This is a genomic window from Enterobacter asburiae, from assembly GCF_007035645.1.
Taxonomy (GTDB): domain Bacteria; phylum Pseudomonadota; class Gammaproteobacteria; order Enterobacterales; family Enterobacteriaceae; genus Enterobacter; species Enterobacter asburiae_B.
The window spans coordinates 3,836,955-3,850,788 of record NZ_AP019632.1; the positions used below are offsets into that span (position 1 = coordinate 3,836,955).

Here is a 13,834-nt window from a genome sequence, read left to right on the forward strand (position 1 = left end):
TCCCTGAGTGTGTATCGGGAGGAGGATCGCCTCCTCCCGGTGTTCCGTTATGCCTGGACGGCCTGTCCGGACAACTTCACCTTCAACAAGGTATAACCGATTACCGCGGCCAGTAATGACCCGATGAGAATGCCGAGTTTAGCCCAGACGATAAGCTCAGGCGCATGCGTACCAAACGCCAGTGTCGAAATAAAGATCGACATCGTAAACCCGATTCCACACAGCACGCCGACGGCCATAATTTGCGAAAACGTGGTGCCATGCGGCAATGACGCCAGCTTCAGCTTCGTCGCCAGCCAGCAGAAGAGGCTAATGCCCAGCGGCTTACCGATAAACAGCCCGGCAATAATGCCCAGCGGCAGCACGGACGTCAGCCCGTCCAGCGTCACGCCGCCGAGGGAAACGCCCGCGTTGGCAAACGCAAACAGCGGCAGGATCATAAAGGCAACCCACGGGTGCAGCACATGCTCCAGCTGTTTGGCAGGCGACTTGCCGTCCTGCGGTTTAAGCGGCACGAAGAAGCCCACAATCACGCCTGCCAGCGTGGCGTGCACGCCGGATTTCAGCACCGCCGTCCACAGCACCATCCCCACCAGGATATAGATACCGATGCGGCGAACATTGAAGATGTTCAGCAGCGCCAGCACCGCAATCGCCCCGGCGGCGACGCTCAGGGACAGGATCGACAGATCGCTGGTGTAGAACAGCGCGATAATCACAATGGCGCCCAGGTCATCGATGATCGCCAGCGCCATCAGGAAGATTTTCAGGGCCACCGGCACGCGGCTACCGAGCAAGGCTAAGACACCGAGCGCAAAGGCGATATCCGTCGCGGCCGGGATCGCCCAGCCGTCACGCGCAACAGGATCCTGCCAGGTGAACGCCAGGAAGAGCAACGCCGGAACGACCATTCCACCGATGGCTGCGATCACAGGAAACGCCGCGCGCTGGCGGCTGGCAAGCGAGCCCAGAACCAGCTCACGCTTAACCTCAAGACCCACCAGCAGGAAGAACACCGCCATTAGCGCATCGTTGATCCACAGCAGCATGTTCTTGTTAATTTCCAGCGCCCCGACCTTCAGCTCAACGGGCGTTTCCAGAAATGCATGGTAGAGATCCTGCGTGATGCCAAGGTTAGCCAGCACCATCGCGGCCGCTGCGGCAATAATCAGGATCACGCCACCGGACGCCTCACTGCTAAAGAAACGGTGTAGTAATTTCATTTACGTTCTCTCTTTTACAACAATACCTCGATAAAACCATAATACCAAGCCAAATAGCTCGGCAAAAACAGATTAATGTTGAGTATAGACTCAGTTTAACCGAGCTATACGCGCAAATAAAAAAGCCCGGAATCGCTTCCGGGCTTTGAGAAGATGAAAACCAGCTAACGAATTAGCGAGTCAAATCATCGAAGAATTTTTTGACGCCATCGAAGAAGCTTTTGGAACGCGGGCTGTTTTTCTCACCCGTCGGACCGCCAAAGCTTTCCTGCAGCTCTTTCAGCAGCTGTTTCTGCTTGTCGTTCAGGCCAACCGGCGTTTCCACGACGACGCGGCAAAGCAGGTCGCCCTGGGCGCCACCGCGAACGGATTTAACGCCTTTTCCGCGCATGCGGAACAGCTTGCCGGTCTGGGTTTCCCCAGGCACTTTCAGGTTCACGCGACCATCCAGCGTTGGCACTTCGATTTCGCCACCGAGTGCCGCCATCGCGAAGTTGATCGGCACTTCGCAGTACAGGTTATTACCTTCACGCTCGAAGATGGCGTGCTGTTTCACCTGCACCTGAACGTACAGATCGCCTGCCGGTGCGCCGTGCTCGCCTGCTTCGCCCTCACCTGCCAGACGGATGCGGTCGCCCGTATCGACGCCAGCCGGGATCTTAACGGACAGAGTTTTGGTTTTCTCAACGCGACCGTGCCCGTGGCATTTGGTGCATGGATCTTTAATCAGCGTGCCGCGACCATGACAGTGAGGACAGGCCTGCTGTACCGCGAAGAAGCCCTGACGCATCTGTACCTGACCAGAGCCGTGACAGGTTGGACAGGTCTGAGGCTGTGTGCCCGCTTTCGCGCCGCTGCCGTGGCAAACGTCACACTCTTCCAGCGTCGGGATACGGATCTCTTTGGTTACGCCGCGAACGGCCTCTTCCAGCGTCAGCTCCATGTTGTAGCGCAGGTCCGCGCCGCGCGCCGCGCGCTGACGACCACGGCCGCCGCCGAAGATGTCGCCAAATACATCGCCAAAGATATCGCTGAAGTCAGCGCCGCCGCCAAAGCCGCCGCCACCGAATCCACCGCCGCCCATGCCGCCCTGTTCAAAGGCTGCATGACCGTACTGGTCATAGGCCGCACGTTTTTGTGCATCGGTCAGGACTTCGTAGGCTTCTTTGATCTCTTTAAATTTGGCTTCAGCCTCTTTGTCACCCTGGTTACGGTCCGGGTGGAATTTCATGGCCAGGCGCTTATACGCCTTTTTGATTTCACGCTCTTCCGCAGTTTTCGGAACGCCTAAAATCTCGTAATAGTCTTGCTTTGCCATTGGTTTTTTTAAGCCCCTTAACATGCGAGCACGGGCGTGGAGAGTTCTCCTACGCCCGTGCCGATTAATTACCCTGCATCAGGGCGATTATTTTTTATCTTTAACTTCTTCGAACTCAGCGTCGACAACGTCGTCGTCTTTCGCGTTGTTCGCCGAAGCGTCAGCGCCCGCCTGCTGTTGAGCGTGCTGCTGCTGAGCGATTTCCATCAGCTTCTGAGAAGCCTGCGCCAGTTCCTGCATCTTCGCTTCGATGTCCGCTTTGTCTTCACCTTTCAGTGAGGATTCCAGCGCGCTCAGTGCAGCTTCGATAGCAGTCTTGTCTTCCGCTGGCAGTTTATCGCCTGCTTCTTCAACCTGCTTACGGGTGCTGTGCAGCAGATGGTCACCCTGGTTACGGGTCTGAACCAGCTCTTCGAACTTACGGTCGGATTCCGCGTTAGCTTCGGCATCGCGAACCATTTTTTCGATTTCCGCTTCGTTCAGGCCAGAAGATGCCTTGATGGTGATCTTCTGCTCTTTACCGCTGTTTTTGTCTTTCGCAGACACGTGCAGGATACCGTCAGCATCGATGTCGAAGGTCACTTCGATCTGCGGCATGCCGCGCGGTGCCGGGTTAATACCGTCCAGGTTGAACTGACCCAGAGATTTGTTATCCGCCGCACGCTTACGCTCACCCTGAATCACATGAATGGTTACCGCAGACTGGTTGTCTTCAGCGGTAGAGAACACCTGGCTGTGTTTCGTTGGGATGGTGGTGTTTTTGTTGATGAGCGCAGTCATCACACCGCCCATGGTTTCGATACCCAGAGACAGCGGGGTAACGTCCAGCAGCAGTACGTCTTTAACTTCACCGGTCAGTACGCCACCCTGAACCGCAGCACCGATTGCGACCGCTTCGTCCGGGTTAACGTCTTTACGTGGCTCTTTACCAAAGAACTCAGCCACTTTCTTCTGAACCATTGGCATACGGGTCTGACCACCGACCAGGATAACGTCCTGGATATCGGATACGGACAGGCCAGCGTCCTGCAGAGCAACTTTCAGCGGCTCGATTGAACGGTTCACCAGGTCTTCTACCAGGCTTTCCAGTTTCGCACGGGTCACTTTGATGTTCATGTGTTTAGGACCGGTCGCGTCTGCAGTGATGTACGGCAGGTTCACGTCGGTCTGCTGAGCGGAAGAAAGTTCGATCTTCGCTTTCTCAGCGGCTTCTTTCAGGCGCTGCATGGCCAGCGGGTCGTTACGCAGGTCAATGCCCTGATCTTTCTTGAACTCGTCAACGAGGTAGTTGATCAGACGGGTATCGAAGTCTTCACCACCCAGGTGGGTATCACCGTTGGTTGCCAGAACTTCGAAGGTTTTTTCGCCGTCAACTTCGTCGATTTCGATAATAGAGATATCGAAGGTACCACCACCCAGGTCGTAAACCGCGATAGTACGGTTGCCAACTTCTTTATCCAGACCGTAAGCCAGGGCAGCAGCGGTTGGTTCGTTGATGATACGTTTTACTTCCAGACCTGCGATACGGCCAGCATCTTTGGTTGCCTGACGCTGAGCATCGTTGAAGTACGCAGGAACGGTAATAACAGCTTCAGTTACCGGCTCACCCAGGTAATCTTCAGCGGTTTTCTTCATTTTTTTCAGCACTTCAGCAGAAATCTGCGGTGGTGCAGTTTTGGTGCCTTTCACATCAAGCCATGCATCGCCGTTATCTGCCGCGATGATTTTGTAAGGCATGATGGAAACGTCACGCTGAACTTCTTCGTCCTGGAAGCGGCGGCCGATCAGGCGTTTAATCGCAAACAGGGTGTTTTGCGGGTTTGTCACTGCCTGACGTTTAGCCGGCTGACCAACCAGAGTTTCACCATCCTGGGTATAAGCAATGATAGAAGGCGTGGTGCGATCGCCCTCGGCGTTCTCCAGCACGCGTGCAGTAGTGCCATCCATAATCGCTACACAAGAGTTGGTAGTACCCAGGTCGATACCAATAATTTTACCCATCTAAACGTCTCCACTAAAAATTCAGTCAACATGTGGTTGTGTACCTGTAATAAGGGCAGAACGTGCTTTTTCAACTGCCCAGATTTGATTTTTTTCAGGTCCACACACTGCGGTTGACTACAAGATGGGGTCGCGACGGCATCCATCAAGGGGCAAGCATAAAAAAAATTTTAATTTCACCCTGATGAGATCATAGACGCCACCGATTGCGCCCATTATGATGCCGCGCCCAGTCAGGGAGAACTGACGCGGGTTTAACCATTTCACCATATTAATGATGATTTTTTTGAGGACTTATGGGCAACACTAAGTTGGCTAATCCGGCTCCGCTGGGCCTGATGGGTTTTGGCATGACCACTATCCTGCTGAACCTGCACAATATCGGGATTTTCCCGATGGATGGCATCATCCTGGCGATGGGCATTTTTTACGGCGGTATCGCGCAAATCTTCGCGGGCCTGCTGGAATATAAGAAAGGCAATACCTTCGGCTTAACCGCCTTCACCTCTTACGGTTCTTTCTGGCTGACCCTGGTTGCCATTCTGCTGCTGCCTAAAATGGGCATGGCAGACGCGGCAAACGCCCACTTCCTGGGCGTCTACCTGGGCCTGTGGGGCGTCTTCACCCTGTTCATGTTCTTCGGTACCCTGAAAGGTAACCGCATGCTGCAGTTCGTTTTCCTGAGCCTGACCGTACTGTTCGCCCTGCTGGCGATTGGTCACCTGGTGGATAACGAAGGCATCGTTCATGTTGCAGGCTGGATTGGTCTGGTTTGCGGCGCAAGCGCTATCTACCTCGCAATGGGTGAAGTGCTGAACGAGCAGTTTGACCGCACCATTCTACCGATTGGTGAAAAACACTGATCCCTCTGTCGTGTCCGCTTCGCGGGCACGACATCCCTTCATCTGCCCCAGCCAAATCCCTAATCCCAGCCCCATCAGCGAGAGCGCGAGTACATACCAGGCTGGTGCCATCGGCGAAACGCCCATCAGCACCGTCACCGCAATCGGCGTCAGCCCGCCGAAAATGGCATACGACACGTTGTAGGAAAATGAGATCCCGGTGAAGCGTACCTCCGGCGGGAAAGCTCGCACCATGACGTAAGGCACAGCACCCACTACGCCCACGCACAGCCCCACCACGCCATACAGTAGGAACAGCTGTTCAGGATGGCTGCCTGCCAGATGGTAAAACGCCCAGCTTGATGCGGCCAGTAACAGGCTGCCGACGATAAAGGTAACGCTGGCGCCGAAACGATCTGCCGCCAGCCCGGCGGCCAGACAGCCAAAGCAGAGCATGATTGTCGCGATACTGTTCGCCTGTAACGTCACGGCAGGGGCGAAACCGTACTGCTTTTGCAGCCACACCGGGGACATCAATATCACCACCACAATGCCCGCAGAAAGCAGCCAGGTGAGCAACATCGACACCATCACCGCTTTTTTATGACGTACCACGACCGCCTTCACCGGCAGCTCTTGCGCCAGCGCTTTGCGCTGCTGCATCTCGAGGAAAATCGGCGTCTCCTGCAGCCAGCGGCGCAGGTACATCGCGACCAGACCAAACGCCCCGCCCAGCAGGAACGGAATACGCCAGCCCCAGTCGTGCACGGCCTGCTGCGTCATGCTGGTGTTTACAATTGTCGCGACGACGGAACCGAGCAAAATCCCTACCGTTAACCCCGCGGTTAAGGTTCCACAGGCGATTCCAATGCGGCGCGCCGGAACATGCTCCGCGACAAACACCCACGCGCCCGGCACTTCACCGCCAATCGCCGCGCCCTGAAGAACGCGCATCAGCAACAGCAGCAACGGAGCGAGAATGCCCATCGAGGCATAGGTGGGCAGCAGACCAATAGCCAGCGTCGGCACGGCCATCAGCAGGATGCTAAGGGTAAACATCTTCTTACGCCCGACCAGATCGCCAAAGTGGGCCATGATAATGCCGCCCAGCGGACGCGCCAGATATCCGGCGGCAAAAATGCCGAAGGTTTGCACCTGACGCAGCCAATCCGGGATATCCGCCGGGAAGAAGAGCTCTCCCACCACGGCGGCGAAGAAGACGAAGATGATAAAGTCGTAAAACTCCAGCGCGCCGCCTAAGGCCGCGAGCGTGAGGGTTTTGTAGTCCTGTCGATTCAGAGGTCGGGTGTTATGTGACATAGCGAACCATTATGCGTGTGTTGTGGATTTATTTTTACAGCAATCGTAAAGAAAAAATTACTATACCGTAAAAGCTTTACCACGCCATCGCCGCTTCAGCTAATGTCACATATTGGTTAATTTCAGGAGATTGTTTCGCGACGTGCGTTTTTCGGGCGAAAAGCTGCTACCACTTTCTCATCGGTTTCCACATACGGACCGTCAAGGAGCTGTATACAATACGGTACACTTGCAAAGATGCCGTGAACGAGGACGCTGCCATCTTCCGCTTTCAGCCCTTCCAGCGTCTCTTTGATCGACTTCGGCTGCCCCGGCAGGTTCAGAATCAATGCCTGTTTGCGGATTACGCCCACCTGACGGGAAAGAATGGCCGTCGGGACAAAGTGTAGACTTATCTGGCGCATCTGCTCGCCAAAGCCCGGCATTTCACGATCGGCAATCGCCAGCGTTGCGTCCGGCGTCACGTCGCGGCGCGCGGGGCCGGTTCCGCCCGTCGTCAGAACAAGGTGGCAGCTCATCTCATCCACCAGCTCGCAGAGCGTCTGCTCGATGATCGGCTGTTCGTCAGGGATCAGGCGGGTCTGAATGTCAAAGGGGGTGGTCAGCGCGCTGCCAAGCCACTCTTCCAGAGCGGGGATGCCTTTATCCTGGTAAACGCCGCTGGAGGCGCGGTCAGAAATCGACACTAAGCCGATGCGTAAGGTATTCATATCCATTCCATTCAAAAAGTACTGATTAAAGGGAATGATACACGCAGAGAGGAGATTCAGACAGGGTACGAAAGAAGTCGCGTGACCGGGAGCCCGGTCACGCAGAATGATTACAGCAGGTCGCCGATCATTTTTTCCAGTTTGCCCTGGTCAACAGCAAACTTACGGATACCGTCCGCCAGCTTGTCTACAGCCATTGGATCCTGGTTGTGCTGCCACAGGAACTCGGATTCAGTGATGCGCTCTGGGCGCGCTTTCACTTCACCGGTGTAAGACAGCTTACGCTCGATGGTACCTTCGCTTTCTGCCAGCTCTTTCAGCAGCGCAGGGGCGATGGTCAGGCGGTCACAGCCAGCCAGCTCGATGATTTCACCGACGTTACGGAAGCTTGCGCCCATAACCACAGTCTCATAGCCGTGCTGTTTGTAGTATTCGTAGATTTCAGTAACAGAAACCACGCCTGGATCTTCAGCCGGCGCGTACTCTTTCTTATCGGTGTTGGCTTTGTACCAGTCCAGAATACGGCCCACGAACGGAGAAATCAGGTATACGCCTGCTTCTGCACATGCACGCGCCTGCGCGAAGGAGAACAGCAGGGTCAGGTTACAGTTGATACCGTCTTTTTCCAGCTGCTCTGCCGCGCGGATACCCTGCCAGGTGGAAGCCAGTTTGATCAGGATACGGTCGTTGCTGATGCCAGCGTCGTTGTACATTTTGATCAGGCGTTTCGCTTTGGCGATAGACGCTTCGGTGTCGTAGGAGAGACGTGCATCCACTTCGGTAGAGATACGGCCAGGAACCAGCTTCAGGATTTCCAGACCGATGTTCACTGCCAGTTTGTCGGTGGCATCCACAACCTGCTGCGCGCGGTCGTTGCTCTGTGCTTTCGCCCAGGTCACTGCGTCGTCAATCAGTTTGCGATACTCAGGGATCTGTGCGGCGTTAAGGATCAGAGAAGGGTTAGTTGTGGCATCCTGCGGCTGGTACAGCTTCATTGCCGCGATATCTCCGGTGTCAGCTACGACAGTGGTGAACTGACGAAGGGAGGTCAATTTATCCGTCATGATAGTGTTTCTCTTTTAACGTGCCCTGGATAATTCACGCTACCGACAGCATGTCTGCAGCGGAAAAATGACAGGTTTACTTGTTAGGGGGATGTAACCGGTCTGCCCTGATGATAACACGACGGAGGGGTAGCGCAACCGCAGACAGTGCGCTTAGGTAGAGTATGGTAAACTCGGAAGATTAACAGGCTGCTAAGCAACAGCATGCCCAATCAGTGGTAGCGCTTACATATTCACTTTGGCATCAACAAGAGGGACGTTAATGCCTGATTTCTTTTTCTTTATTAACGAAGTCCTGTGGGGTTCGATAATGATTTACCTGCTTCTGGGAGCAGGTATTTGGTTTACGCTACGCAGTGGGTTTATCCAGTTTCGTTATATTCGCAAGTTTGGCAGAAGTCTGAAAAACAGCGTTACGCCCCAGCCGGGCGGATTAACGTCGTTCCAGGCACTCTGTACCAGCCTGGCGGCACGCCTCGGCAGCGGGAATCTGGCGGGTGTTGCGCTGGCCATCAGCGCCGGCGGGCCAGGCGCGGTCTTCTGGATGTGGGTGACGGCGCTACTCGGAATGGCCACCTCCTTTGCCGAAAGTTCGCTCGCCCAGCTGTATAAAGAGAAAGATAAAAACGGCCAGTTTCGCGGCGGTCCTGCCTGGTACATGGCGCGTGGTTTGGGGATGCGCTGGATGGGCGTTCTATTCTCGCTTTTTTTACTGCTCGCATACGGTCTTATTTTTAATACCGTCCAGGCAAATTCTGTCGCCAATGCCCTGCGCTATGCCTTCTCCTGCCCGGAGTGGGTCGCCGGTATTGCTTTAGCCCTCGTCGTTCTGCTCACCATTTCTGCCGGTCTCAGGGGCGTTGCCCGCCTGATGCAGTGGCTGGTTCCCGTTATGGCGCTGCTTTGGGTTGTCGCGAGCCTGTTCGTCGCCGCACTGCATATCGACCAGGTGCCTGGCGTGATTGCGACCATCGTCAAAAGCGCTTTTGGCTGGCGCGAGGTGGCCTCCGGGGCGCTGGGCTATACCTTCAGCCAGGCGCTGATGGCGGGTTTTCAGCGGGGCATGTTCTCCAATGAAGCCGGAATGGGGTCAACCCCCAACGCGGCCGCTGCCGCCTCTTCCTGGCCGCCGCACCCGGCCGCACAGGGCATTGTGCAGATGATTGGCGTCTTTACCGATACCATTATCATCTGCTCCGCCAGCGCCATGATTTTGCTGCTGGCAGGCCCCGTCCCGCACTCCTCTGGAACCGCCGGGATACAGCTTCTCCAGCAGGCGCTGGTGAACCTGACCGGCGGCTGGGGAGCAGGATTTGTCTCGCTCGTCCTGGTGCTGTTTGCCTTCAGTTCGATTGTGGTGAATTACCTCTACGCCGAAAATAACCTTATTTTTCTGAAGCTCGACTCGCGCGCCGCAATCGGAACCCTGCGGCTCGCGGTCATTCTGATGATCATCGCTGGCTCCTTCCTCAGTATGCCGCTGGTCTGGCAGCTGGCCGATATCATTATGGCGCTAATGGCGATCACGAACCTCACCGCTATCCTGCTGCTCTCGCCCGTTGTGACCTTGATTGCCAGAGACTATCTGCGTCAGCGCAAACTCGGCGTTCCGCCGGTATTTGATCCCGCCCGCTATCCCGATATTAAGGCGCAGCTTGCCCCCGGCACGTGGGATGATTTGCCGCGGCAATAACAGCTATCGATCAATTCAGGGCGATTTTTTGCTAAAGTCGCTCTAAATTTCCTGCAAGGACTGGATATGCTGATTCTGATTTCACCTGCAAAAACGCTCGACTACCAGAGCCCGCTCGCCACCGAGCGCTATACCCAGCCTGAACTGCTGGACTACTCGCAACAGCTGATCCGCGAAGCGCGTAAGCTCTCTGCGCCGCAAATCGCCTCGCTGATGAGCATCAGCGACAAGCTGGCCGATCTTAACGCGACCCGCTTTCACGAGTGGCACCCGGATTTCACCCCGGCTAACGCTCGCCAGGCGATTCTGGCGTTTAAAGGTGATGTCTACACCGGCCTGCAGGCGGAAGATTTTAGCGAAGCCGATTTCGATTTTGCCCAGCAGCATCTGCGCATGCTGTCGGGTCTGTACGGCGTACTGCGCCCGCTGGATCTGATGCAGCCGTATCGTCTGGAGATGGGGATTCGCCTGGAAAATGCCAAAGGCAAAGACCTGTATCATTTCTGGGGCGATATCATTACCGACAAGCTGAACGCGGCGCTGCACGCTCAGGACGATAACGTGGTGATTAACCTGGCATCCGACGAATACTACAAGTCGGTGAAGCCGAAAAAGCTGGATGCGGAGATTATCAAACCGGTGTTCCTCGACGAGAAGAACGGTAAGTTCAAAGTGATCAGCTTCTACGCTAAGAAAGCGCGCGGCCTGATGAGCCGCTACATCATCCAGAACCGCCTGACGAAGCCGGAGCAGTTAACCAAATTTAACAGCGAAGGCTATTTCTTTGACGAGGCGTCGTCGGGGAAAGGCGAGCTGGTGTTTAAGCGCCACGAGCAGTAAAAACAAACCCCGCCAGCTGGCGGGGTTTTGCATTAATGGTGTTTCCAGTCCGGGCCGCGATCGTCGCGGCGGTCATCGTGGTGATGGTCATCGTGACGATCGTCGTGTTTACGATGCTCATCATGTGGACGCCAGTGGTTATCACGCCAGTCATAATGCGCCTTCCACCAGTCGTGGTCGCGCCAGCGGCCGCCGTCCCAGTAATGCCCGTTGTTATCCTGGTCGCCAATCTGCAGTTTGACCGCCGGTACGAGGGTAATTTCAGATGCCTGAACCGCCATGGGGGCGGCCAGCACCAGTGAAAGCGCGATGAGTGCAGGTTTCAGTGTAGACACAGGTGACTCCTTATTCTTCTTGCCCAACGTGGGCCGATGTAAGGAGAGTACGCGAGGGGAACGGGGGATGTTATTCTCTGCAATCCTAAACGCTAAGTGACCGCATTTATTGGGAATTTCTGCTTTTTTTCTGCTTTTTTCCTGCTTTTTCTCTCCTTAATTTCTCCATAAAAAAGCCGGGTGGTGGCTTCACCTTACCCGGCCTACGATTAGGTCGTCGTGGTCGTTGTAGGCCCGGTAAGGCGTAGCCGCCACCGGGCAACACAATCACGCGCGCGTCATCATCAGCTTACGCAGCGCGGCAAAATCCGCGGGCAGCTCATGTGACAGCAGCGGCAGGTCGGCGCGCTCGGCCAGCTCTTTCGGCAGCGGCAGCGTTTCGCCCAGGATCGCTTCCACGCTCTCTTTGAACTTCGCCGGATGCGCGGTGCCCAGGAACAGGCCATATTCACCCGGGTTAAGCTGGTCGCGCAGCGCGCGGTAGGCAATCGCCGCGTGCGGTTCAGAGGTATACCCCACCGCCTTCAGCTCGCGCATGGTTTCTTTGGTGGTTTCATCCGTCACCGCGGCGTAACCCAGGTCACCCAGACGCCAGATCTTACGGCGGAACAGCTCTTCCACGCGCGGCCAGTTGTTCGGCTGTGACACATCCATCGCGTTGGAGAGCGTCGCCTGCGTGGCGTTCGGCGCCCACTTCCCGTCTTTCAGGAAGCGCGGCACGGTGTCGTTGGCGTTGGTCGCCGCGATAAAGCGTTTCACCGGCAGACCCAGGGATTTCGCCAGCAGACCTGCCGTCAGGTCACCGAAGTTACCGCTCGGCACGGAGATCACCAGCTGGTTGCGCGCTTCCTGCGGCAGCTGCGCCACCGCTTCGAAGTAGTAGCAGATCTGCGCCAGCAGACGGCTGATGTTGATGGAGTTGGCAGAGTTCAGACCCAGGGCCACCTTCAGCTCTTCGTCGTCGAAGGCCTGCTTGACCAGCGCCTGGCAGGCATCGAAATCGCCGTCGATCGCCACGGTTTCAATGTTGCCGCCGAGCGTACAGAACAGTTTTTCCTGCAGCGGGCTGATTTTGCCTTTCGGATAGAGGATCACTACGCGGACATTTTTCAGGCCGTAGAAGGCATGCGCCACCGCCGCACCGGTATCGCCGGAGGTCGCGGTCAGGATGGTCACCGGTTTGTCGCCGCTGATGTGGGTCAGCATCTGCGCCATAAAGCGGCCGCCGAAGTCTTTAAACGCCAGGGTCGGACCGTGGAACAGCTCCAGGCAGCCAACGTCAGGCTCAACCTGCTTAACCGGCGCCGGGAAAGCGAACGCCGCACGCACGCGCTCTTCCAGAAGCTCCTGCGGAATTTCGTCGCCGATAAACGCAGACAGAATTTTGGTGCTGCGGGTGACGAAGTCCTGCTTCAGCAGCTCGTCGATCTCGGTCAGCTGGAATTCCGGCAGGTCATGCGGGAAGAACAGCCCCTGATTTTTGCCCAGCCCCTGAGTTACCGCCTGCGCGAAGCTGACCTGCTCGTTATGATCTTTAAGGTTATAGAGTTTCATTAATTATCCCAGTACTCGTGCGCCAGCCGTGTCCAGACGGCAAATATGAACAAAGCCTTCCTGATTTTGCAGGTAGTGTTTAGAGAGCCAGTCCGCCACGCGCTGCGCGGTGTCAGGCTTGTCGCACAGGGCGAACAGCGTCGGGCCGGAGCCGGAGATGCCGCACGCCTGCGCGCCGATATCCATCGATGCCTGTCGCGCCTCGTTAAAGCCGGGCAGCAGCTTCGTGCGGTACGGCTCGGCAATGACGTCCTTCATCAGCTTCGCCGCCAGCTGCGGCTGACGGGTGTAGCAGGCGTGGATAAAGCCCGCCAGATGACGCCCATGGGCGATACAGTCCTGGCGACGATACTGCGCGGGCAGGATCGCACGCGCTTCCGCGGTAGAGACCTTAATGCCCGGATAGGCCAGCACCCACAGCCACTCATCAAACCCTGGCACCTGCTGGCTGATGATGCCATTTTCTTCGATCATCAGCTGCATGCCGCCGAGGAAGCACGGCGCCACGTTGTCATAGTGAATGCTGCCGGAGATGCGCCCTTCCAGCTCGCCCATCAACCCCAGCAGGCGGTTGTTGTTCAGCGGCTTGCCGCAGTGCTCGTTCATCGCCACCAGCGCGGCGACCACCGAACAAGCGCTGGAACCCAGCCCCGAGCCAATCGGCATACTTTTTTCCAGCGTCATGGCAACCGGCACGTTTTTGCCGATCTCCTGACAGAAGCGTTCCCAGCACTGATAGACGATATTTTCGCGCGGCTCAGGCGGCAGTTTGCTGGCGAAGCGGCCGACGTTGTTCAGGCTGAAGCTGTCTGCCGCTTCCACCGTGACCGTATCGCCCAGCAGTGAACCATCCACCGGCGTCACCGCCGCGCCCAGCACGTCAAATCCGACGCTCATATTCGCGCTGGAAGCCGGGGCATAAACTTTGACCATG

Annotated in this window: 12 protein-coding genes; 3 read left to right on the forward strand and 9 right to left on the reverse strand. The window is 56.3% G+C overall.

The genetic code is table 11. The annotated features are described in order from the left end of the window. Nucleotides 1–47: 47 nt before the first annotated feature. From nhaA to dnaK, 3 genes are all read right to left on the reverse strand, one after another. Nucleotides 48–1,223 carry a Na+/H+ antiporter NhaA gene (gene nhaA / locus FOY96_RS18310; protein WP_039260856.1) on the reverse strand — a complete coding sequence of 392 codons (1,176 nt, stop codon included), beginning with the start codon at nucleotides 1,221–1,223 and terminating at the stop codon, nucleotides 48–50. Between the two features lie 172 nt (nucleotides 1,224–1,395). Next, nucleotides 1,396–2,541, reverse strand: coding sequence for a molecular chaperone DnaJ (dnaJ, locus tag FOY96_RS18315; protein WP_023310347.1), 1,146 nt, complete (start codon nucleotides 2,539–2,541; stop codon nucleotides 1,396–1,398). 87 nt (nucleotides 2,542–2,628) lie between these two features. Further along, nucleotides 2,629–4,542, reverse strand: a complete 1,914-nt coding sequence (gene dnaK / locus FOY96_RS18320; protein ID WP_023310346.1) for a molecular chaperone DnaK — start codon at nucleotides 4,540–4,542, stop codon at nucleotides 2,629–2,631. Nucleotides 4,543–4,838: 296 nt separating this feature from the next. Here dnaK and satP point away from each other — a divergent pair, with 296 nt between their 5' ends. After that, on the forward strand, nucleotides 4,839–5,405 hold the full coding sequence (gene satP, locus FOY96_RS18325; RefSeq protein WP_143347544.1) for an acetate uptake transporter: 567 nt from the start codon (nucleotides 4,839–4,841) through the stop codon (nucleotides 5,403–5,405). On the opposite strand, the gene FOY96_RS18330 is transcribed toward satP, so the two are convergent. The 3 genes from FOY96_RS18330 to tal all read right to left on the reverse strand — a co-directional run bounded on the left by FOY96_RS18330 (nucleotide 5,382) and on the right by tal (nucleotide 8,478). Continuing rightward, nucleotides 5,382–6,704 (reverse strand): MFS transporter, encoded by a 1,323-nt coding sequence (locus FOY96_RS18330; RefSeq protein WP_143347545.1) that lies wholly within the window; start codon nucleotides 6,702–6,704, stop codon nucleotides 5,382–5,384. The genes satP and FOY96_RS18330 overlap by 24 nt on opposite strands. Nucleotides 6,705–6,826: 122 nt before the next feature. After that, nucleotides 6,827–7,414 carry a molybdopterin adenylyltransferase gene (gene mog, locus FOY96_RS18335; RefSeq protein ID WP_023310343.1) on the reverse strand — a complete coding sequence of 196 codons (588 nt, stop codon included), beginning with the start codon at nucleotides 7,412–7,414 and terminating at the stop codon, nucleotides 6,827–6,829. Nucleotides 7,415–7,524: 110 nt separating this feature from the next. Beyond that, on the reverse strand, nucleotides 7,525–8,478 hold the full coding sequence (gene tal / locus FOY96_RS18340) for a transaldolase (RefSeq protein WP_023310342.1): 954 nt from the start codon (nucleotides 8,476–8,478) through the stop codon (nucleotides 7,525–7,527). Between the two features lie 262 nt (nucleotides 8,479–8,740). On the opposite strand from tal, the gene FOY96_RS18345 reads away from it, so the two are divergent. Further along, nucleotides 8,741–10,171, forward strand: a complete 1,431-nt coding sequence (locus FOY96_RS18345) for an alanine/glycine:cation symporter family protein (protein ID WP_143347546.1) — start codon at nucleotides 8,741–8,743, stop codon at nucleotides 10,169–10,171. 66 nt (nucleotides 10,172–10,237) lie between these two features. Continuing rightward, complete coding sequence (yaaA, locus tag FOY96_RS18350) at nucleotides 10,238–11,011, forward strand: peroxide stress protein YaaA (RefSeq protein WP_143347547.1); 774 nt, start codon at nucleotides 10,238–10,240, stop codon at nucleotides 11,009–11,011. 32 nt (nucleotides 11,012–11,043) lie between these two features. On the opposite strand, the gene FOY96_RS18355 is transcribed toward yaaA, so the two are convergent. From FOY96_RS18355 to thrB, 3 genes are all read right to left on the reverse strand, one after another. Beyond that, a complete protein-coding gene (locus FOY96_RS18355; RefSeq protein ID WP_039260862.1) occupies nucleotides 11,044–11,346 on the reverse strand; it encodes a DUF2502 domain-containing protein in 303 nt (100 codons plus the stop codon). A 267-nt stretch (nucleotides 11,347–11,613) separates the two neighbouring features. Beyond that, a complete protein-coding gene (gene thrC, locus FOY96_RS18360) occupies nucleotides 11,614–12,900 on the reverse strand; it encodes a threonine synthase (RefSeq protein ID WP_039260864.1) in 1,287 nt (428 codons plus the stop codon). A gap of 3 nt (nucleotides 12,901–12,903) precedes the next feature. Next, the gene (thrB, locus tag FOY96_RS18365) at nucleotides 12,904–13,833 is read right to left on the reverse strand and encodes a homoserine kinase (protein ID WP_064673210.1); all 930 of its coding nucleotides are present in this window, start codon (nucleotides 13,831–13,833) and stop codon (nucleotides 12,904–12,906) included. Nucleotide 13,834 lies beyond the last annotated feature (1 nt).

What these genes read in the sequence shown, in the direction of transcription:
- nhaA (WP_039260856.1), bottom strand. Translation starts at nt 1,223, where the DNA reads ATGAAATTACTACACCGTTTCTTTAGCAGTGAGGCGTCCGGTGGCGTG.
- dnaJ (WP_023310347.1), bottom strand. Translation starts at nt 2,541, where the DNA reads ATGGCAAAGCAAGACTATTACGAGATTTTAGGCGTTCCGAAAACTGCG.
- dnaK (WP_023310346.1), bottom strand. Translation starts at nt 4,542, where the DNA reads ATGGGTAAAATTATTGGTATCGACCTGGGTACTACCAACTCTTGTGTA.
- satP (WP_143347544.1), top strand. Translation starts at nt 4,839, where the DNA reads ATGGGCAACACTAAGTTGGCTAATCCGGCTCCGCTGGGCCTGATGGGT.
- FOY96_RS18330 (WP_143347545.1), bottom strand. Translation starts at nt 6,704, where the DNA reads ATGTCACATAACACCCGACCTCTGAATCGACAGGACTACAAAACCCTC.
- mog (WP_023310343.1), bottom strand. Translation starts at nt 7,414, where the DNA reads ATGAATACCTTACGCATCGGCTTAGTGTCGATTTCTGACCGCGCCTCC.
- tal (WP_023310342.1), bottom strand. Translation starts at nt 8,478, where the DNA reads ATGACGGATAAATTGACCTCCCTTCGTCAGTTCACCACTGTCGTAGCT.
- FOY96_RS18345 (WP_143347546.1), top strand. Translation starts at nt 8,741, where the DNA reads ATGCCTGATTTCTTTTTCTTTATTAACGAAGTCCTGTGGGGTTCGATA.
- yaaA (WP_143347547.1), top strand. Translation starts at nt 10,238, where the DNA reads ATGCTGATTCTGATTTCACCTGCAAAAACGCTCGACTACCAGAGCCCG.
- thrC (WP_039260864.1), bottom strand. Translation starts at nt 12,900, where the DNA reads ATGAAACTCTATAACCTTAAAGATCATAACGAGCAGGTCAGCTTCGCG.
- thrB (WP_064673210.1), bottom strand. Translation starts at nt 13,833, where the DNA reads ATGGTCAAAGTTTATGCCCCGGCTTCCAGCGCGAATATGAGCGTCGGA.